This is a genomic window from Paraburkholderia caffeinilytica, assembly GCF_051027425.1.
GTDB classification, from domain to species: Bacteria; Pseudomonadota; Gammaproteobacteria; order Burkholderiales; family Burkholderiaceae; genus Paraburkholderia; species Paraburkholderia caffeinilytica_A.
The window spans coordinates 4,322,448-4,341,385 of the sequence record NZ_CP186552.1 but is presented as its reverse complement, the minus strand read 5'-3'; the positions used below and the strand labels follow the sequence as shown (position 1 = coordinate 4,341,385).

Here is an 18,938-nt window from a genome sequence, read left to right as displayed (position 1 = left end):
TAAGTGAGGCAGCTAAGTGAGGCAACTAAGTGAGGCAACTAAGTGACGTAGCTAAGCGACGCAACTAAGTGACGCAACTAAGTGACCCGATTAAACAAAGCTCTGCGCGAGCGAGCCGAGCAGCAATTGCCAACCGTCGACCAGCACGAACAGCATCAGCTTGAACGGCAGCGAGATCGTGGCGGGCGACACCATCATCATCCCCATCGACATCAGCACGCTCGCGACCACCATGTCGATGATCAGGAACGGGATGAAAATCGTGAAGCCGATCTGGAAGCCCGTTTTCAGTTCGCTCGTCACGAACGACGGCACCAGTAGCGACAGCGGCACATCTTCCGGACCTTGCATCGGCGCGGCGTGCGAGATGCGGGCGAACAGCGCGAGATCGCTTTCGCGGGTCTGGCGCAGCATGAACGTCTTGAACGGAGCGAGGCCGCGGTTCACCGCCGTTTCCATCGGGATGGTGCCGTCGGAGAACGGTTTGTAGCCGTCGGTATAGGCTTTGTCGAGCACCGGCGACATGACGAACAGCGTGAGGAACAGTGCGAGACCGACCAGCACCTGGTTAGGCGGCGTAGTGGTCGTGCCGAGTGCCTGACGCAGCAGCGACAACACGATGATGATGCGCGTGAAGCTCGTCATCATCAGCACCATTGCCGGCAGGAACGACAGCATCGTGAGCAGCAGCATCGTCTGCACGCTCAACGAATACGTCGTGCCGCCGTTCGGGCCCGGGCTCGTATTGAAGGCCGGCAAGCCGGCGGCTTGCGCGAACGACAGCGACGGCAGCGCGAGCATCAGCGCCGGCAACGCGACCGGCGCGACACGGCGCAGAACGGCAATGACTTTCGAGGCGGCGCAAGACATGCGAGTGGAGTGCGCGTGACCTACTGACTGCACTGATCGCGCTGATTGAAGACTGAACTGCATTACCGATCCCCGCTGCCTTGCCCATTGAAACGTTTGCCCACTTCGCCTTTTAAAGCGTCGCGAAAACGTTGACCGAAGGTGCCGGGCAACGCCGCGCCTTTACCTGATGCACCCGATGTATCCGCTACGCCTGGTGTGGCCGGATCGAGCGCGGCCGAACCGGCGGGCATCGTATGCAGCAAACGCACATTGCCGGGCGCCGTACCGAGCACGAGCCACGTATCGCCGATCTCGACCACGGCGACTCGCTCCTTGCCGCCGAGCGAAGCGCCGCCGATCGTCTTCACCAGGCCGCCGCGATTGGCGGGCTGCAGGCCGAAGCGGCGCGCGAGCCATGCACAGGCGAACACCAGACCGATCACCACCAGCAGGCCGACGATGGTTTGCAACACCGCGCCGACGCCGAGCGCCGGAACGGCCGTGCCTGCCCCTACACCCGATGCGATTTTCGCGGCGTTGTTGACCGCGTTCATGTCGGCTGCGTGCGCGGCCGATGGCGCGAATGCCGCCGCCGACGTCAATACGAACATCAGCGCGGACGTAACCGCTGTTGTTGCGGTGGTCGCCGCGAGTCCCGCGTGATGGAAAACACTGCGCGGCGCATGCGACGCAGGTGACGCGTGCGACAGATGCAACGCGGCGCGACCGGCAACACGTTTCATCGATTCAGCTTCCGGATGCGCTCGGACGGCGTGATGATGTCGGTCAGACGGATACCGAACTTGTCGTTCACGACGACCACTTCGCCCTGGGCGATCAGGCAGCCGTTGACCAGCACGTCCATCGGTTCACCCGCCAGGCCGTCCAGTTCCACGACCGAGCCCTGCGCGAGTTGCAGCAGGTTGCGGATCGCGATCTTGGTGCGGCCGAGTTCGACGGTCATCTGGACGGGAATGTCCAGGATCATGTCGATGTCGTTGCGCGTCGAGGTCGGCTCGACCTTCGAGAGCGGCTGGAACACGCCGGCCGTGGTCGCGCTGACTTCCGTGTTGTCGTTCTGCTCGGCCAGCGCGCTGGCCCAGTCGGCCATCGCCGCGTCGTCTTCGGCGCTGGCTGCGTCGGCGGCCAGCTGCGGCTCGCCAGCGGCCAGTTCGGCCTCAGTCTTTGCGTTCAGGTCACTCATATCCACCTTCCTTCATCGTGTCGGCTGCGCTGATCATTTTCTGGACCCGCAACGCGTACTGACCATTGAAAATTCCGTAGCCGCATTCCATCACCGGCACGCCATCGACTTTCGCCGTGATGTGTTCGGGGATGCTGATCGGCAGAACATCGCCCTTGCGCATGTTCAGGATCTGTTCGAACGTGACCGGCACCTGAGCCAGGTCGGCGGTCAGTTCCACTTCGGCTGCCTGCACCTGTTGCGACAGCACGCGGACCCAGCGGCGATCGACCTCGAGTGCCTCGCCCTGGATCGGCGACGAGAGAATGTCGCGGATCGGTTCGATCATCGAATACGGCATGCAGATGTGCAGCGTGCCGCCTGTCGTACCGAACTCGATCGAGAACTGCGTGACGATGACGATTTCGTTCGGCGTCGCCACGTTGGCGAACTGCGTGTGCATTTCCGAGCGCACGAATTCGAACTGCAGCGGGCGCACGCTTTTCCACGACGCCGCGTAGTGTTCGAACGTGAGGTTGAGCAGTTTCATGATGATGCGCTGCTCGGTTGCCGTGAAATCGCGGCCTTCGACGCGGGTATGGAAACGCCCGTCGCCGCCGAACAGGTTATCGACCACGAAGAACACCAGGTTCGGGTCGAACACGAACAGCGACGTGCCGCGCAACGGCTTCACATGGACCAGGTTCAGGTTGGTCGGGATCGGCAGGTTGCGGGTGAACTCGCTGTACTTCACCACCTTCACTGGGCCGACGGAGATTTCCGCCGAACGCCGCATGAAGTTGAAGATACCGACGCGCAACAGACGCGCGAAGCGGTCATTGATGATTTCGAGGCCGGGCATCCGGCCGCGGACGATGCGTTCCTGCGTCGCGATGTTGTACGGGCGTACGCCTGCACGATCGGTCTGCTCGGCGACGGAATCGGACTCGCCGGTGACGCCCTTGAGGAGGGCATCGACCTCCTCCTGGGACATGAACTCTTCGTGGCCCATTCCTTATTCCTCGTGCGTCCGGCGGTTAATGATGGCAGCGTGAAATGACTTCACTGCACGACGAATTCGGTGAACAGGACGTCCTGGACGTGGATCGGCGGGGCGCCCTTATCGGTCGGCTGTTCGATCAGCGTCTGAAGTTCGGTGGCCAGCGCGCGTTTGCCTTCGAGCGGGGCGAGTTCTTCCGGGTGTTTGTTCGACAGTGCGAGGAGGATGCGGCTACGCACTTCCGGCATATGGTCGGAGAGTTCCTGCTGGGTTTTCGGGTCGTTGAGCTTGAGCGTCAGGCCGATACGCAGGAAGTGTTGCTGACCGTCGTCCGATTGCAGGTTGACGGTCATCGATTCGAGCGGGAAGAAGAGCGGCACGGCTAACGGCGGCGGAGCGCTGACGGCGCCCGTCGACGCGGGAGCGGGGCCACGCTTGGACATGAAGAACCACACCCCCCCGCCGGCGGCTGCGGCGGCGATGATCGCGATGAGGGCGATCAGGATGATGCGCTTCAAGGGGCCCGGGGAAGCGGGCGCGGCTTGCTGGTTTGCGGTCGTGGCTGCCATGAGGTTTGCTTTACTTGCCTTTAGTGCTGGTGATGGTGATTGTTGTTTATTTGCCTGCGGCGCGATGGGTCGAAAAGAAGGGTTATTGAGGGCTATCTCTGGTTTTTGCCTTTCAGGCGGGGGATTGGTTGATGGTGTGGGTTTTGGGGTTTTTTTGCCTTTGGCGGGGTTTACTGTTTAGGGTTTTTGCGGCGGGGCCTGTTGGTTGCTTGCCTGCTCGGCGCGTTTTTCTGTGCGCTTTTGGCGTTGGCCTTTCCTTGATATGTTTGCCTGTGCGGCGCTTATTGTCTGGTCGCCTGCGGTGTTGGTCTTTCCTTGATCTGGATTCTTTGGTTTTTGGCCTTTCCTTGAATTCTTATTGGTTTATTAGCGTCGCCCCTGTGCGGGGCAGGCACCTACTTTTCTTTGCCTGCTGCAAAGAAAAGTAGGCAAAAGAAAGCAGCTCACACCGCTAACTCTTAAGCGGGTCCCCTGGCTTGGAGGGGGTAGTGGTGCATCTGGAATCTGTGTTCTCGCACATTCCGCCCTGGTGACAAGGCTGTCATTCTTCCGGCGGCGCTGCGCGCGCCGAAGCGCAATTCATAAACCCATTCGCTGCGCTTGAAGCCCCGGGTTTCCCTGGCAGACCCATCCGCGACGCACGTAGTGCGGAGTGGGAGCGGATGACACCTTTGTCACTCACGTTGAATGTGCGAGAGCACGGATTCCAGATGGACCACTACCGTGGCTGTGCGGGGGACCCGCTTAAGAATTAGCGGTGTGAGCTGTTTTCTTTTGCCTACTTTTCTTTGCAGCAGGCAAAGAAAAGTAGGTGCCTGCCCCGCACAGGGGCGACGCTAATAAACCAATATCAATTCAAGGAAAGGCCAACGCCGTAGGCAACCAGACAAGAAAAGGCCACCGCCAAAAGCACACAGAAAGCCGCGCCGCGCAGGCAAACAGATCAAGCAAAGCCCAACGCCGTAGGCAACCAAACAAGAAAACCCCGCCGCAGGCAAGCAACCAAGAAAGCGCCGCAACGGCAAAAAAAAACCATTAAGCAAACGTATCAACCAACCCCACACTCCGCCGCACGGCAACATTAGCCACGACAGAATCAGCATCCCCCGCAGCGCCGCTGCCAAAACCCCCAGCAGCCCCGCTGCTCCGCCTCCCTGAATCCGCGCTCTGCTGCTGCCCGCTCTGCCGGGCAAACCCATCGCTGACACTAGCGCTCCCAAGCCCGATCCCATTGGACTCCATCGCCTCGCGAAGCTTCGGCAACGCGGCCTCGACAGCCTCCCGCACCTGCTGATGCTGCGAAACAAACAACGCATGTGCATGGTTATCGGCAACCTGCAACACAACCTGTAGCGGTCCCAGATCCTTCGGATTCAAAGTCAGCTCGGCGCTCTGCGAATGCGCATTCGACAAAAACACCACCTTCTGACTCAACGCATCTTCCCAGTCGGTCGTGCCCACGTGAGGCGACAAGGCGTTCGCCGCCTCAGCAGCACCGGCATTCCCCGTCGTTTGCACAGCCGCCGTCGCACTCGCGGCGCCCGCCGCGGCCTGGCTGGCTGCCAGCGCAGCCGTCGCGGCATCGGTGGCGCTCTTGAAGGACGCCAGATTGTCAGCCTGCGCACCGCCGGCAGCCGTCGCGGTCAGTGCGTCAGCCGCAACCTTCGCCGTCGCCGATGGATCCGCCACGGTCGTGGCCGCGGCCGTCAGCGCAGTCTTGCCGGCATTCGATCCCTTGCCGTTGCCGAACAAACCGGCCGCAAGCGTCTTGCCATCCGCCGATCCGTCGAGTCCGTTGCTCGTGCCAGCACCCAAACCGTTCGCCGCCGTTGCCGCATTCGCCGCCGCACCGCTTGCCATGACCTGCGCCGGAACCACGCCCTGGCCGCTCGCCAGCGCGGCAAGCGCCGCCTGCAAAGCGTCCTGCGCTGACTTCGAATCGGCCGCGCTCGCCTTCTTGCCCGTGGCGCCGTCCGTCGTGGTGTCGGTGTCCGTGCCGGGCTGTGCGGTCGCGGCGTCAGTCAGCGCCGTGGCGGGATCGGCGGTCGCCGGGTCGGCGGCGTTGTTCGCGTTGGCCTGAGCCTGCGCCTGCGCAGCGGCGGCTGCCGCTGCCGTGCCCGCGTCAGTCTGCGTGGCCGTGTTGCCGGACTTCGGCGGCGTCGCGCTGGTCTTGTCGGTCGCAGCCTGCTGCGTGTTCGACGAGGAAGCGGCCGACGAAGCCGACGTCGATGACGCCGACGACGAGCTGGAAGAGGACGCACTCGTCGAGCTGCTGTCGTCCGTATTGCTGCTCGTGGCATCCTGGCTCGTCGTCGACGGATCGGGCGGCGGCGGTGCGTCATGCACGCTCGACGACGAAGCAGACGAAGCAGACGAAGCAGACGAAGCAGACGAAGAGGAGGACGAAGCCGGCGGCGTGCTCGCGTTTTGCGCGGCCGCGTTGTTTTGCTGGTCGATGCTCTGCTGCAAGGTTTGCGAGAAAGGCGTGGCGTTCGCCGCGGCGGCCATGGCCGCGCTGGTGGCCGTGCTGCTGGCCGAGCCGAGCAGTGAACCGATCTGTGAAAGAAGCGACATAGGGAATCCTGTCAATCCGTCAAACGGGGTGTTCAGTCAGTCAAGACAACGCCTGGGGGCGTCAGACGCCCTCGGCGCGCATCCTCAGAATACGGGCGGCGTGTTCGTCGGAGTCGCGCTGGTCGCGCCGCGCCGCGACTTTCGCTTCGGCAGCTTCGCCGCGCGCCTGCAGCACTTCATACGAGCCGAGCTTCTGCTTCTGACGCTGCCAGTCGGGCTTGGCGGCATCGACACGCGCGTTTGCCGTCACCAGCAGGTTGCGCTGCTGTTCGATGGCGGCATCGAGCGTGTCGATGAATGCCTGGAAATTGCGCATATTGCCGGCGGGCATACCAGTCTGGGCGGTCGCCGTGAAACGTGCGTGATATTCGTCGCGGTACTGCACGAGCGCGTTCAACTGAGCCTCGACGTCGTTGCGCTCGCGCTGTGCGCGGCCCAGACGTTGCGCTGCGGCATCCACATCATCCTGGGCGAGGCCGATGAGGGTCTTGATCGGAAAGTGTTTCGCCATCGTCAGCCTCCTTAGGCAAACAGAGCGTCCAGCATGTCGAGACTCGGTTCAAAGTTCGCGCATTCGCGAAAACCTTGCTGCAAAAACGCTTCCATTCGCGGATACAGCGCAATTGCCCGGTCGAGCAGCGCGTCGCGCCCACTCGAATAGGCGCCGACGTTGATCAGATCGCGGTTGCGCTGATAGCGCGACAGCATCTGCTTGAACATACGCGTTTTCTCGAGATGGTTATCGTCGATCAGCGCGGTCATTGCCCGGCTAATTGACGCTTCGATGTCGATTGCGGGATAGTGGCCGGCCTCGGCGAGCGAGCGCGACAGTACGATGTGGCCGTCGAGAATCGCGCGTGCGGAGTCGGCGATCGGGTCTTGCTGGTCGTCGCCTTCGGTCAGCACGGTATAGAACGCGGTGATCGAACCGCCGCCCGCCGGGCCGTTGCCGGTCCGCTCGACGAGCGCCGGCAATTTGGCGAACACCGAAGGCGGATAGCCTTTGGTGGCGGGCGGCTCGCCCACGGCCAGCGCGATCTCGCGCTGCGCCATCGCGTAACGGGTCAGCGAATCCATCAGCAACAGCACGTGCTTGCCCTGGTCGCGGAAATATTCGGCGAGCGAGGTCGAGTACGACGCCGCCTGCATCCGCAAGAGCGGCGAGACGTCGGCCGGCGCGGCGATCACCACGGAGCGCGCGAGGCCCTCCTCGCCGAGGATCTGTTCGATGAATTCCTTCACTTCGCGGCCGCGTTCGCCGATCAGACCGATCACGATTACCTCGGCGCTGGTGTAGCGCGCCATCGTGCCGAGCAGCACCGATTTACCGACGCCCGAACCGGCGAACAGGCCCATGCGCTGGCCGCGTCCCACGGTCAGGAGCGCATTGATCGCGCGCACGCCGACGTCGAGCACCTTGTGAATCGGCTCGCGATGCAGCGGGTTGATGACCGGCGAGGACAGTGGCGCATCGGCATGCGTGCCGAGCGGGCCGAGGCCGTCGAGCGGGCGGCCGGAGGCGTCGAGCACACGTCCGAGCAGTTCCCAGCCGACCGGCAGGCGCTTCGCACCCGCCATCGGATCCGCGATGGGCGCGCTTTCGAGCGGGTACACACGTGCGCCAGGCAGCAGGCCGATCACCTCGGTGGTCGGCATCAGAAACAGTTTGTCGCCGGAGAAGCCGACCACTTCGGCTTCGGCCATCGCCAGAGAACTGCCGAACGGCAGTTCGATCATCACTTCGGCGCCCACCGACAGGCGCAGGCCGACTGCTTCGAGCACCAGACCGGCGGCGCGCGTCAGACGTCCGCAGGCACGCATCGGCTTGGCGATCGCGTTGCGCGCGCGCAGCGCGTCGAGCCGGCTACGCCAGGCTTGCATATGCGGGTTGCTGTCGAGTGCGGGATCGTACGGGGCGGGGGCGGCGGGGGGCGATGCGAGGCTCGAAGAAGCGGCAGGTTCACGGCTCCCGGCGGCGGATTCGCGGCTCGCGGCCGCGCCCACCGGCGGGTGGCCGTGAGCTGGATGGCCGGCCCCCGGATGCCCGGCGCCCGAATCCCGCAATGCAGCGTCGATAGCCGCGACTGCGGCCGCAGCGGGCATAACCGCAGCCGGTACATCCGCCAGCGCCTCGGCGCCGAACGACGCCAGCGCCAGCTCGCGTTCGAGCGGCGTCAGATCGCTGGCGCGGATCTCTTCGAGCGTCGGCTTCACCATGTGCTCACCTTGCCGAGTGCGGCGGCGACACGCTCCCAGCGCGTGTCGATGCCGGCGTCTACCTCGCCGGTGGCCGCTTGCGCGCGGCAACCGCCGCGTTCGACCGACGGATCGGTACGCACGGTCCAGCCGCGCGTTTGCAGTTCTTCCATCAGATAGGCTTCGACGACCGGCAGGTCGGCGGGACTGACGATCAGCGCGGGCGCGCCGAGCAGCGCCGGTTCGCTGGCCAGCACCTCGCGCGCGGCGGCAATCAGCGCGGTCGGATCGTGTTGCACATGCTGGCGCACCACCTGTTGGGCGATGTCCAGCGCCAGCGCGACCAGTGTCTCGGAGATCGCGCCTTGCGCGCCGTCGAGTGCCGCCTTGAAGGTCTCGGCCAGCGCGGCAAGACGTGCCGCTTCTTCACGCGCTTCGCTCTGGCCCTGCTCGAAACCCTGTGCGTGACCTTGCTCGTAACCGGCCTGGTAACCGAGCGCCTGCCCGGCCACATGACCCGTCGCGACGCCCTGCGCATGCGCGGCGTCGCGCAGACGTTCGAGTTCGGCTTCGAATGCACCGTCGTCGACTTCGGCTTCGGGCGGCGCGGGCGGCACCGGATCGAAGGAGGCCATCTCCCAGCGCTGGTAGGCCGAGAGGCTCTCCTTCGCCGCGGAGTTCTGATCAGACATACGCGTCTTCCGCCTTGCCGCCTAGCGCGATCTGGCCGCTTTCCGCCAGATTGCGCACGATTTGCAGGATGCGGCGCTGCTGCGTCTCGACTTCGGAGACACGGACCGGACCGCGCGCATCGAGGTCTTCGGCGAGCAGTTCGGCAGCACGCTGCGACATGTTCGACAGGAACTTCTGGCGCAGCGCGGGCGGCGCGCCCTTCAGCGAGATGATCAACGCCTCGGACTCGACTTCCTTCAGCAACAGCTGGATCGCGCGGTCTTCCAGATCGAGCAGGTTCTCGAACACAAACATCTGATCAATGATCTTCTGCGCAAGTTCCGCGTCGTATTGGCGAACGTTCTCGATGACGCCTTCTTCATGGTTGCTCGACATGAAGTTGAGAATTTCGGCCGCCGTGCGGATGCCGCCCATCGGGCTGCGCTTGAGGTTGTCGCTGCCGGACAGGAGGCTGGTCAGCACGTCGTCGAGTTCGCGCAGCGCGGCCGGCTGGATACCGTCGAGCGTCGCGATTCGCAGCAGCACGTCGTTACGCAGACGCTCAGTGAAGCAGGCGACGATTTCCGACGCCTGATCGCGGTCCAGGTGAACGAGGATGGTCGCGATAATCTGCGGATGCTCGTTCTTGATGAGCTCGGCCACCGCCGCGGAATCCATCCACTTGAGGCCTTCGATACCGCTGGTATCGCTGCCCTGCAGAATCCGGTCGATGATCGCGCCGGCTTTGTCGCCGCCGAGCGCCTTGGTCAGCACCGAACGGATGTACTCGCTCGAGTCGAGCGAAAGAGCGGTGTGCTGCTCGGCTTCGCGCACGAATTCCTGCAAGACCTCGTCGACCTGCTCGCGCGTCACGTTCTTCAGCGCGGCCATGGCGACGCCGATCTTCTGGACTTCGCGCGGCCCGAGAAATTTGAACACCTGCGCGGCTTCTTCCTCGCCGATCGACATCAGCAGGAGCGCGCTCTTCATTACGCCTTCAGCGCTCATCGGACACCCAATTTTTCACGACGGTTGCAACGATCTTGGGATCCTGGCGCGCGATGTTGCGCGCGAATTCCAGATTCCGCTCGTATTTGTGTTTCTCGTTTTCGAACGCCAGCAGCTCGGTGTCCGTTTCCATTTCCGTGACGGCGTTCGCACGCTCGGCGGCCGGAATGCCGTCCAGCAGGACCGGCTCGTCCGGCGACGGCAGCGCTGCGGCGGCCGGCTCCGGCGGCGGGAAAGCGCGGCGCAGCGCCGGCTTCACCATCACGAAGTAGAGGAACAGGGCGACAAGGCCGATGCCGAGGTAAGTCGCGATCTGCTTGGCGAGCGCGATCATGTCCGGCGTGCGCCACCATGGCAGGTCGGCGTCCGGATCGACGTCGACGGTGAACGGGCTGTTCACCACGTTGACCGAGTCGCCGCGCGTGGCGTCGAAGCCCATCGCGTCCTTCACCAGCTGGTTGACCTGCGCGAGCTTGTCGGCGGTGACCGGCTGCATCGTCGCGTGGCCCTTGGCGTCGACCACCCGCATATAGTTGACCACCACCGCCACCGACAGACGCTTGATGCCGCCCATCGGTTGCTCCAGATGCTGCACGGTCTTGTTCAGTTCGTAGTTGGTGGTCGAATCCTTGCGGTCGCTGACCGGCGTGGTGGTCACGCCGCTCGCTCCGTTGCTGGCCGTGATCGGTGCGGAGGCCGGTTGCGGCGGCTGGTTCGACAGCGCGCCCGGCACGCCCGAGGCCCCGGCTTGAGACATTTCGGTGGCGGTGCTCGTTTGCTGGCTGCGGATCGCCGACTGTTGCGGGTTGCCGTTCGGGCCGTAGTTTTCCGAAGTCTGCTCGCTGCGCGAAAAGTCGATGTCGGCGCTGACCTGCGAGTGCGCGTTGCCGGAGCCGAACAGCGGCGAGAGGATCGCGTCGATGCGTTGCTGGGTATTGCGCTCGATCTGCTGGCGATACTTGAGCTGCGACGCGTCAAGACCGCTGCCGGTGGACGGCTGCGTGAGCAGGTTGCCGTCCTGGTCGAGGATGGTCACGCCCTTCACCGGCATATCCGGCACCGCCGAGGACACCATATGGGTGATCGCCAGCACCTGGCCTTCGTCGAGCGCGCGGCCCGGGTAAAGGTTCACCAGTACGGAGGCAGAAGGCGCTTCCTTGTCGCGCACGAACACGGAAGGCTTCGGAATCGCCAGATGCACGCGCGCCGACTTCACCGACGAAATCGACTCGATCGTGCGCTCCAGCTCACCTTCCAGTGCGCGCTGGTAGTTGATCTGTTCGGCGAACTGGCTGATACCGAACTTCTGGTTGTCCATCAGTTCGAAGCCGACCGAGCCGCTCTTGGGCAAACCTTGCGCAGCCAGACGCAGACGCATTTCATGCACCTGCTCGGCCGGCACGAGGATCGCGCCACCGGCGTCGGTGAACTTATAGGGGATGTTGGCCGCCTGCAGCGCGGTGATGATGGCGCCGCCGTCGCGGTCCGACAGGTTGCTGTAGAGCACCTTGTAGTCCGGCGCGCGCGACCACAGGAACAGACCCGCGACGATGGCGACCAGCAGCGCGACCGCGAAAATCAGCGGGGCGCGCGGGTTGCCGCGCATTTGCGCGAGGCCTGACAGACGCTGGCCGAAGTTGCCGCCCAGGTTGCTCCCCAGGCCGCCGAGGTCCGCGGCACCGCCGGCCTGGCCGGTGCCGGCAGCGCCTGCGCCCGGCTGCGCGCCGGCGAGGCCCATGCGGGCGTCGGGGTTAATCAAAGAGTTGGCTGACGAATCCATGCGTCGGGTATCTCCGGGATGCCTTTTGCGTTCTGCCGCTCAAACTCGCCGAGGGTCGGCGGGCGTGCGAACAGAGACTTTCACCATTGAAATTATCCGCAGCGCGGCTCAACCCGATTGCTTGAATAGAGCCGGGTTTCCCCCCTAGTTTCGGGGCTTTCCCGTATGGGCCACTGCTATGCTTTCGTCCAGATCGGTACGGTTTCTGGCATGCCGGTCGTCATTCCCTGGAGAGAACATGACTTTGCCCGTGAACGCGCTCTCGCCGGCGCTGCAACAGATGCAGTCGATGGCAGCACAAGCGGCCGGCGCCAACAATGCCGTCGCCGACCAGTCCGGCGCGGCTACCGCCAGCGGTTTTGCCTCGGCGCTGAAGGCGTCGCTGGACAAGATCAGCGGCGATCAGACCAAGGCGGTTGGCGAATCTCAAGCGTTCGAACTCGGCGCGTCCAACGTCTCGCTGAACGACGTGATGGTCGATATGCAGAAGGCCAACGTCGGCTTCCAGTTCGGCTTGCAGGTGCGCAACAAACTGGTGTCGGCCTATAACGACATCATGCAGATGTCGGTGTAAGTGCGGCTCGGGCGGCAGGGCTATTCCGCCCGCCCGAACGCATGCGCCCGGATTCAACACTTTGCGATTGCACGGCAGGAAGTCCGTCCGGTGCGCCTTTGGGGCGCGTCCAGGCAGGCGGCCTAGCCGCGCTCGGTGCGATATTGCCCTCATCGGCCCCTTATTCCTCCTTACACCGGCCTAAAGCTTTCCCGTTGCCTATCCGATAACCAGGTACAGGCAGAAATCTGAACGCGGCAACGTGTCCGGATGGGGTGCTACGACCAACCGCAGTGCAAGAGAGGAGGAGCGCCGATGTTTTCCCCAGGACACTCTGGAGCCAATGCGTACGCACGCGTCGGCGTCGAGACAGGGGTGATGGGCGCGAGTCCGCATCGTCTGATCGTGATGTTGTATCAGGGCGCCCGGCAAGCGATTGCGCAAGCACGCATGCATATACAGCAAGGCAATGTGCCGGCTCGTGGAGAGGCGATCGGCAAGGCGATTCAGATCGTCGAAAGCGGGCTGCAGTTGTCGCTGAACGTTGAGGTGGGCGGCGAGATTGCAGAGCGGTTGGACGCGCTATATGCCTATATGTCGCGCCGGCTGCTCGAAGCCAATATAAAACAGAGCGAGGCGATGCTGGTCGAGGTCGATGGCCTGCTGGCGACGCTCGAAGAGGCATGGATCGGGATTGCCCCGGAAATCGCGCGGATGGCAACCCAGCCGGCCGCGGAAAGCATGAGATGACATCGAACGCAGAATATTTCGCCCGCTACGAGGCGATTGCAGCGATTTCCCGCCGCATGCTGATGGCTGCCCGGCGCGCCCTATGGAGCGATCTGGTCCACTTGCAGGAGGAATACCGGAATCTGGTCGACGCGCTGGGAGACGCGGAATCCGGCGTCAGGCTGGACGATGCGGAGCGTCTGCGTAAATACGCGCTGATCCGTCAGATCCTGGCCGACGACGCCGCGATCCGCGATCTCGCGAATCCGCGCATGGCCAATCTGTCGGCGCTGTTCACCGGACGGCCGACTCGCGTGCTCAAGGAGCTGTACGGGGCGCGCTGAGTTTGCCCCTGCCCGGGGCCGCCTGACTGGATTTGAACGTGCTGCCGCCAATGTGACTAAGGAATCGGTATGAACGGAATCGACACGGTCGTCACTTCGCTGCTCGCGAACCGGGTCGACAGTCTGCTCAATCTCGCGCCAGGCAGCGCGACGGCTTCCCAGACCGGTGCGGCGAGCGTCGATACCGCGCCCATTACTGTTCCGGCTGCCGCACCCGCTGCGACACCGCAGGCGTCCGCGCAAACCGCGCTGTCCGCCGTCGCGTTGACGCTCAATGCGATCGTGAATTCGGGCGGCGAAGCGACGCCGGCGGTGCTCGGCCAGACGCCGATCTGGCCGGCGGCTCCGGCGCTCGACGTCGAGACCGGCGGTTTGCCGCTCTTCGATACACCTGCCGCTCCCGCGGCGTCTTCCACGAATCCGAATACAACCGCCGGTACCGCGGCCACTGCCAATGTGGCGGCGGCTCAGGTGCCGGTCGCGGCGCTCGCGGCCGCGCTCGAACAGACGGTCAGCGGTAGTGGCCTGTTTTACGAATCTCATCTCGCGCAATGGCTGGCGGGCCAGCGCCCGCCGGCCGCACTGGCCGGCGAGGCGCAAAACAAACTGGTGGCGGCCGCGCAATTGCCGCTCGACTGGGCAAGCGACGCCGATCAAGCCTCTTCTTCCAACGCGACACCCCGCCAGGGCATGGGTGCGGCACCGAACGGTTCCGGCAGCGGCACGGCGGACGGCAACGCGGCAGCCCGCGCGATGCCGTCCATCCAGACCGCGCAGGCCGCGCGCTTTGTGGCCGGCGAGGTGCTGGCGAGCTCTCTGTCCGATCTGAACGGCCAGCCGGCGCACGCGAGTTCGCACAGCACCGCGGCGCCACTGGCGGACGGCGGAACGTCGCAAAACTCGCAATCGATGGCGGCCGCGGTTCATCCCGCCACGGTTCCTTTGGTGCGTCAGCAACTCGATATGCTCGCCACCGGGCAGTTTCGCTGGACCGGCGAAGCCTGGCCGGGCGCGAGACTCGACTGGACCATCGAGCAGGAAGGCGACGAATGGGACCGCAGCGGCGGCGGCACGGCGAGCGAGGACGATCAGCCGTGGCGTACGCGGCTGACGCTGTCGTTGCCGACGCTCGGCACCGTCGACGCGGACTTGACGCTGACCGGCACGCGGCTCGTGGCGCGCGTGCAGGCGAGCCCGGTTGGCGCGGCACGGCTGGCGCTGCAGGGTGAGAGCTTCCGTCAGCGGCTTGCGGCGGCGGGCATCGAACTGAATGGACTGACGATCCGCGAGATCGGCGGCGGCGCGCCGGTTACCGCGGCGGGTACGGCGGCGACCGCGCAGGCGGCGTCGGCGTATGCGCGCTCGGCTTCGGCCGCCTCGGCGGCGGATAAGGTCGACAAGGCATCGGCGGCACGTCGCACAACCCGTGTTGCTCACCCGGGAGCCGCGCCGCTCGACGATTTCGATTGGGATATGTGATGAGCCGCAAACATCGCCGCAGCGCGGCTGCGCTCGTCTATGACGCACAAGGCGGCGACCCCGCCCCGCGCGTGGTCGCCAAAGGCTACGGCATGCTGGCCGAGATGATCGTGCAGCGCGCCAAGGAAGCCGGCCTGTATGTACACGAGGCGCCGGAAATGGTCTCGTTGCTGATGCAGGTCGACCTCGATTCGCGGATTCCGCCGCAGCTCTATCAGGCAGTGGCCGAGTTGCTCGCGTGGCTGCATCGGCTGGAAAGCGGCGCCGAGAGTGTGCCGGAAAGCGGCGTGGCCGCCGCCCAGGACGTGATCGATGTGGTCGCGACGGACATTGCGGACACCTCCGGTGGGGCGGCCGGGCGTTGAAGGTTCACGCCGGTGCCGTTCATCGCAGTGTTTGACCGCGCCTGGCTAGCTGTTGCACGGACGGTGCGCTCGGGGGCCCGCCGGACGGACGGCCCCCAAATAGCCGGCCTTCGGAGAGCCGGCCTCCGGATGGCCGGCCCCCGGATAGCCGGCCTGTCAAAACCGCATCATCAGCTTCAGCAGTGCATTCACCCGCTTGCCGTACGGCGGCGCGATCCATCCGCGCGCGTTCAGGCGCGCCTGTGTCAGCACTGGCTTCATCTTCGAGAAGGTCACGAAGCCTTCGTAGCCGTGATACGCACCCATCCCGCTCGCACCGACACCGCCGAACGGCAGGCTTTCGCACGCCAGATGCATCAGCGTTTCGTTGATCGCCATGCCGCCCGCAATGGTTTCGTGCGTGACGCGCTCGATGGTCGCCGAGTCGTCGGCGTAGAGATATAGCGCGAGCGGACGGGGACGCGCGTTGATCCACGCGATCGCGTCGTCGAGCGTGTCGTAGGGGATGACCGGCAGCAGCGGGCCGAAGATTTCCTCCTGCATCAGCGCGCTTTCATCCGGTGCATTCGTAACCGCGATCAGCGGGAAGCGGCGGCTGGCCTCGTCCGGCGTGCTGTCGGTGAGCGTGTGCAGTTGTGCGCCGGCGGCCTGTGCTTCGTCGGCGAGACGGTGCAGCCGCGCGAAATGCCGCTCCGAGATGATCGACGTGTAATCGAGGTTGCGCGCGAAGTCGGGGTACATCGCTGCCATCCGCGCGCGCGCCCGTTCGATGAACGCCTGCTCCTTGCCGCGCGGCACCAGCACGTAGTCCGGCGCGACGCAGGTCTGGCCCGCGTTGAGCGTCTTGCCGGCGACGAGGTTATCCACCGCGTTGTCGAAACGCGCATGCTGACCGATGATGGCCGGCGACTTGCCGCCAAGTTCGAGCGTGACCGGCGTCAGATGTTCGGCGGCGGCGCGCATCACTTCATGGCCGACCTTGGTCGAGCCGGTGAACAGCAGATGGTCGAACGGTTGCGCGCTGAACGCGGCGGCCAAAGCAGCATCGCCGTTCACTACCGCGACGTGATCGCGCGCGAAGGTCTGGCCGATCAGTTGCTCGAATAGCGCGGAGGTGCGCGGCGTCAGCTCCGACATCTTGATGATGGCGCGGTTGCCGGCCGTCAGCGCGCTGATCAGCGGACCGGCGGCAAGCAGCACCGGGTAATTCCACGGCACGATGATCCCGATCACACCGAGCGGCTGCGGCACGACTTTCGCACGCGCCGGCATCAGCCATTTGCTGGTGCTGCGGCGTTGCGCTTTCATCCAGCGTTTGCCATGCCTGAGTGCGGCGTCGATCTCTTCCTTGACGAGCAGGAATTCGGCGAGCAGCACTTCCTGTTTCGCGCGATTGCCGAAGTCGGCGTTCATCGCGTCGGCGAGGGCGTCGCGGTTGTCGAGCATGACTTTGCGCAGTGCTTTCAGATGTCCCGCGCGGGCTTCCCACGACGGATACGGCGCGCGCAAATAAGCATGGCGTTGATCGCGCAGCAGCGCTTCGAGCGCGGCGACCTCGGGCAGATCGTTCTTCATGTGTGTCCTCTCCCTGATGGATAACGGTACGCGTTGAATCGCGCTTATTGGTGTGTTGTCCTGTTGTGCGACGGTCTTGCGAAAGGCTTGGTCAATGCGCGGGCCGCTTCGTCCGCTTCAATTTGGAAACGCGGAATTCCGGTCGATCCGGCCGCTTGGCTTCACGCTGGAAATGCCCGCTCGATGATTGCCGCGTGGTCGATCGTCGCCGGCAGCGTGCCGTACACGCGACCACTTTCGCCGCAGCCGTCGGCAAGACGCGTCGCGATGAAGGCATCGGCGACTTCCGGCGGCGCGTGCTTTACCAGCAACGTGGCTTGCGCGATCAGCACGATCTGCTGTGCGATGCGTCGCGCGGAGGCTTCGCGATGGTCGGCGAGGCCGTTGAGTGTCGCCGCAAGTTTGCCGAGCGCGGCGCTCAAATCCGGATGCCCTTGTGCATCGGCCTGCCATGCGGCGAACAGAGCCTGCGCGGCTTCGGGCTCGCGCTCCATGGCGCGCAGCACGTCGAGGCACATCACGTTGCCCGAGCCTTCCCAGATCGAATTCACAGGCGCTTCACGATAGAAGCGCGCCATCGGACCGGTTTCAACGTAGCCGTTGCCGCCCCAGACTTCCATCGCCTCGCCGGTGAATTCGAGCGTGCGCTTGCAGACCCAGTACTTTGCCGCGGGGGTGACGATCCGGCGCCATGCGCGTTCGGTGGGCGCGGCCGACGCGGCATCGGTCGACGCCTCGAAAGCATGGGCGAGTCGCATGAACAGCACCGTTGCTGCTTCCGATTCCAACGCCAGATCGGCGAGCACATTGCGCATCAGCGGCTGGTCGACAAGTTGCCGCCCGAAGGCGCTGCGGTGCCGTGCATGGTGAATCGCCTGCACCAGCGCCGCACGCATCAAGGCCGCGCTGCCGATCACGCAATCGAGCCGCGTGTAGTTCGCCATTTCGATGATGGTCGGCACACCGCGGCCTTCGTCGCCGATCATGATGCCGAACGCGTCGAAGAATTCGACTTCGCTGCTGGCATTCGAGCGGTTGCCGAGCTTGTCCTTCAGACGCTGGATCTGCACCGCGTTCTTGCTGCCGTCCGGCGCGAAACGCGGCACGAAGAAGCATGAGAGGCCTTCGTGATCGTCGGTGCGGGCGAGCACCAGATGCGCGTCGCATTGCGGCGCGGAGAAAAACCATTTGTGACCGACAAGGCGGTATTCCGCGCCGCGACCGCTGCCGCGCGCGGCATATGCATGGGTCTGGTTGCTGCGCACGTCCGAGCCGCCTTGCTTCTCGGTCATGCCCATGCCGATCATCGCCGAGGTTTTTTGCGTGAGCGGCACGTCGCGTGGATCGTGTTCGCGGGTGTAGAGCTTGTCGCGCAGCGTGGCGAACAATGCGGGTTCGCGCTGCAGCACCGGGATGCTCGCGAAGGTCATCGTCAACGGGCAGAGGGAACCGGATTCGAGTTGTGCGTGCAGGAAGTAGCCGGCGCACCGCGCGGCCATTGCGCCTTGCTGCGGATCCGAAAACGGCAACGCGTGCAGGCCTTCACGGCGCAACAGCGACAGCAGCGTATGCCACGAAGGGTGGAACTCCAGCGCGTCGATGCGTTCGCCGCGCGGACTGTGCGTGACGAGTTCGGGCGTGTGGCGGTTGGCCAGTTCGGCGAGCGCGAGTGTCTCCGGCGTAGTGAGCGCCGCGCCGTGCCGCTGCAGCGTCTCGCGATGCCACGCGGCCCCTGCGCGTTCGAGGGCGGCGGACAACGCTACGTCGCTCGAAAACAGGTTGTAGTCCGCGAGCGGAGGTACCTGATTTGTCACGTCGTGGGTGTGGCCGAAGCTGTGCCGTTCCATCTACTGTCTCCGTTCACCGGATGCGCGCCGTCGCTCATCGACGGTGTGCTGTTTTATCGCGGCGTGTCGTGCCGCACGCTCAGAGGACGGCGCACCGGGCGCCGTGTTTGAATGCCGTGCGCAGCGCGCCGGACCGGCGTATGCGCGTCTTTCATCATAGGGTCGCGAGAGGGCTTTCGTTTAGAGGGATCGCTCTGACACGAACCCGCCGT

General features: G+C 64.6%; 18 protein-coding genes. 5 read left to right on the top strand and 13 right to left on the bottom strand.

The genetic code is table 11. The features are described 5' to 3' along the window. Window positions 1-90 precede the first annotated feature (90 nt). The 11 genes from fliP to fliF form a co-directional block, all read right to left on the bottom strand. Window positions 91-933 carry a flagellar type III secretion system pore protein FliP gene (gene fliP / locus ACOSV0_RS19475; protein ID WP_434107737.1) on the bottom strand — a complete coding sequence of 281 codons (843 nt, stop codon included), beginning with the start codon at window positions 931-933 and terminating at the stop codon, window positions 91-93. Then, the gene (gene fliO, locus ACOSV0_RS19470) at window positions 933-1,595 is read right to left on the bottom strand and encodes a flagellar biosynthetic protein FliO (protein WP_434107736.1); all 663 of its coding nucleotides are present in this window, start codon (window positions 1,593-1,595) and stop codon (window positions 933-935) included. The genes fliP and fliO overlap by 1 nt, the downstream gene beginning before the upstream one ends. Further along, on the bottom strand, window positions 1,592-2,056 hold the full coding sequence (gene fliN, locus ACOSV0_RS19465) for a flagellar motor switch protein FliN (RefSeq protein WP_434107735.1): 465 nt from the start codon (window positions 2,054-2,056) through the stop codon (window positions 1,592-1,594). Before fliN ends, fliO begins: the two co-directional genes overlap by 4 nt. Then, complete coding sequence (gene fliM / locus ACOSV0_RS19460) at window positions 2,049-3,047, bottom strand: flagellar motor switch protein FliM (protein WP_434107734.1); 999 nt, start codon at window positions 3,045-3,047, stop codon at window positions 2,049-2,051. Before fliM ends, fliN begins: the two co-directional genes overlap by 8 nt. A 50-nt stretch (window positions 3,048-3,097) precedes the next feature. Then, window positions 3,098-3,604: a flagellar basal body-associated protein FliL gene (gene fliL, locus ACOSV0_RS19455; protein ID WP_434107732.1), complete on the bottom strand. Its 507-nt coding sequence runs from the start codon at window positions 3,602-3,604 to the stop codon at window positions 3,098-3,100. Between the two features lie 1,035 nt (window positions 3,605-4,639). Beyond that, entirely contained in the window at window positions 4,640-6,178 is a 1,539-nt protein-coding gene (locus ACOSV0_RS19450) for a flagellar hook-length control protein FliK (RefSeq protein WP_434107731.1), read from the bottom strand. A gap of 61 nt (window positions 6,179-6,239) precedes the next feature. Continuing rightward, window positions 6,240-6,689, bottom strand: a complete 450-nt coding sequence (fliJ, locus tag ACOSV0_RS19445; protein ID WP_434107730.1) for a flagellar export protein FliJ — start codon at window positions 6,687-6,689, stop codon at window positions 6,240-6,242. An 11-nt stretch (window positions 6,690-6,700) separates the two neighbouring features. Then, the gene (gene fliI, locus ACOSV0_RS19440) at window positions 6,701-8,395 is read right to left on the bottom strand and encodes a flagellar protein export ATPase FliI (RefSeq protein WP_434107728.1); all 1,695 of its coding nucleotides are present in this window, start codon (window positions 8,393-8,395) and stop codon (window positions 6,701-6,703) included. After that, window positions 8,389-9,066 carry a flagellar assembly protein FliH gene (gene fliH / locus ACOSV0_RS19435; protein WP_434107726.1) on the bottom strand — a complete coding sequence of 226 codons (678 nt, stop codon included), beginning with the start codon at window positions 9,064-9,066 and terminating at the stop codon, window positions 8,389-8,391. The genes fliI and fliH overlap by 7 nt, the downstream gene beginning before the upstream one ends. Continuing rightward, window positions 9,059-10,054 (bottom strand): flagellar motor switch protein FliG, encoded by a 996-nt coding sequence (gene fliG, locus ACOSV0_RS19430; protein ID WP_434107725.1) that lies wholly within the window; start codon window positions 10,052-10,054, stop codon window positions 9,059-9,061. The genes fliH and fliG overlap by 8 nt, the downstream gene beginning before the upstream one ends. Further along, window positions 10,044-11,834 (bottom strand): flagellar basal-body MS-ring/collar protein FliF, encoded by a 1,791-nt coding sequence (gene fliF, locus ACOSV0_RS19425; protein ID WP_434107724.1) that lies wholly within the window; start codon window positions 11,832-11,834, stop codon window positions 10,044-10,046. Before fliF ends, fliG begins: the two co-directional genes overlap by 11 nt. Before the next feature lie 238 nt (window positions 11,835-12,072). Between fliF and fliE the strand changes: the two genes are divergently transcribed. The 5 genes from fliE to ACOSV0_RS19400 all read left to right on the top strand — a co-directional run bounded on the left by fliE (window position 12,073) and on the right by ACOSV0_RS19400 (window position 15,304). Next, window positions 12,073-12,408 carry a flagellar hook-basal body complex protein FliE gene (gene fliE / locus ACOSV0_RS19420; RefSeq protein WP_434107723.1) on the top strand — a complete coding sequence of 112 codons (336 nt, stop codon included), beginning with the start codon at window positions 12,073-12,075 and terminating at the stop codon, window positions 12,406-12,408. Between the two features lie 294 nt (window positions 12,409-12,702). Further along, complete coding sequence (gene fliS / locus ACOSV0_RS19415; protein ID WP_434107722.1) at window positions 12,703-13,137, top strand: flagellar export chaperone FliS; 435 nt, start codon at window positions 12,703-12,705, stop codon at window positions 13,135-13,137. Further along, entirely contained in the window at window positions 13,134-13,460 is a 327-nt protein-coding gene (locus ACOSV0_RS19410; protein WP_434107721.1) for a flagellar protein FliT, read from the top strand. The genes fliS and ACOSV0_RS19410 overlap by 4 nt, the downstream gene beginning before the upstream one ends. Before the next feature lie 69 nt (window positions 13,461-13,529). Then, window positions 13,530-14,939: a flagellar hook-length control protein FliK gene (locus tag ACOSV0_RS19405; protein ID WP_434107720.1), complete on the top strand. Its 1,410-nt coding sequence runs from the start codon at window positions 13,530-13,532 to the stop codon at window positions 14,937-14,939. Next, window positions 14,939-15,304 carry an EscU/YscU/HrcU family type III secretion system export apparatus switch protein gene (locus ACOSV0_RS19400; protein WP_434107719.1) on the top strand — a complete coding sequence of 122 codons (366 nt, stop codon included), beginning with the start codon at window positions 14,939-14,941 and terminating at the stop codon, window positions 15,302-15,304. Before ACOSV0_RS19405 ends, ACOSV0_RS19400 begins: the two co-directional genes overlap by 1 nt. 156 nt (window positions 15,305-15,460) lie before the next feature. Here ACOSV0_RS19400 and ACOSV0_RS19395 read toward each other — a convergent pair whose 3' ends face one another. Together ACOSV0_RS19395 and ACOSV0_RS19390 are read right to left on the bottom strand one after the other, a co-directional pair. Beyond that, entirely contained in the window at window positions 15,461-16,879 is a 1,419-nt protein-coding gene (locus ACOSV0_RS19395; protein ID WP_434107718.1) for a coniferyl aldehyde dehydrogenase, read from the bottom strand. 161 nt (window positions 16,880-17,040) lie between these two features. Further along, on the bottom strand, window positions 17,041-18,726 hold the full coding sequence (locus ACOSV0_RS19390) for an isovaleryl-CoA dehydrogenase (RefSeq protein ID WP_434107717.1): 1,686 nt from the start codon (window positions 18,724-18,726) through the stop codon (window positions 17,041-17,043). Window positions 18,727-18,938 lie beyond the last annotated feature (212 nt).

Bases quoted from the DNA above. Each gene is read 5' to 3' on its own strand.
- fliP (WP_434107737.1), bottom strand. From the start codon at position 933: ATGCAGTTCAGTCTTCAATCAGCGCGATCAGTGCAGTCAGTAGGTCAC.
- fliO (WP_434107736.1), bottom strand. From the start codon at position 1,595: ATGAAACGTGTTGCCGGTCGCGCCGCGTTGCATCTGTCGCACGCGTCA.
- fliN (WP_434107735.1), bottom strand. From the start codon at position 2,056: ATGAGTGACCTGAACGCAAAGACTGAGGCCGAACTGGCCGCTGGCGAG.
- fliM (WP_434107734.1), bottom strand. From the start codon at position 3,047: ATGGGCCACGAAGAGTTCATGTCCCAGGAGGAGGTCGATGCCCTCCTC.
- fliL (WP_434107732.1), bottom strand. From the start codon at position 3,604: ATGGCAGCCACGACCGCAAACCAGCAAGCCGCGCCCGCTTCCCCGGGC.
- ACOSV0_RS19450 (WP_434107731.1), bottom strand. From the start codon at position 6,178: ATGTCGCTTCTTTCACAGATCGGTTCACTGCTCGGCTCGGCCAGCAGC.
- fliJ (WP_434107730.1), bottom strand. From the start codon at position 6,689: ATGGCGAAACACTTTCCGATCAAGACCCTCATCGGCCTCGCCCAGGAT.
- fliI (WP_434107728.1), bottom strand. From the start codon at position 8,395: ATGGTGAAGCCGACGCTCGAAGAGATCCGCGCCAGCGATCTGACGCCG.
- fliH (WP_434107726.1), bottom strand. From the start codon at position 9,066: ATGTCTGATCAGAACTCCGCGGCGAAGGAGAGCCTCTCGGCCTACCAG.
- fliG (WP_434107725.1), bottom strand. From the start codon at position 10,054: ATGAGCGCTGAAGGCGTAATGAAGAGCGCGCTCCTGCTGATGTCGATC.
- fliF (WP_434107724.1), bottom strand. From the start codon at position 11,834: ATGGATTCGTCAGCCAACTCTTTGATTAACCCCGACGCCCGCATGGGC.
- fliE (WP_434107723.1), top strand. From the start codon at position 12,073: ATGACTTTGCCCGTGAACGCGCTCTCGCCGGCGCTGCAACAGATGCAG.
- fliS (WP_434107722.1), top strand. From the start codon at position 12,703: ATGTTTTCCCCAGGACACTCTGGAGCCAATGCGTACGCACGCGTCGGC.
- ACOSV0_RS19410 (WP_434107721.1), top strand. From the start codon at position 13,134: ATGACATCGAACGCAGAATATTTCGCCCGCTACGAGGCGATTGCAGCG.
- ACOSV0_RS19405 (WP_434107720.1), top strand. From the start codon at position 13,530: ATGAACGGAATCGACACGGTCGTCACTTCGCTGCTCGCGAACCGGGTC.
- ACOSV0_RS19400 (WP_434107719.1), top strand. From the start codon at position 14,939: ATGAGCCGCAAACATCGCCGCAGCGCGGCTGCGCTCGTCTATGACGCA.
- ACOSV0_RS19395 (WP_434107718.1), bottom strand. From the start codon at position 16,879: ATGAAGAACGATCTGCCCGAGGTCGCCGCGCTCGAAGCGCTGCTGCGC.
- ACOSV0_RS19390 (WP_434107717.1), bottom strand. From the start codon at position 18,726: ATGGAACGGCACAGCTTCGGCCACACCCACGACGTGACAAATCAGGTA.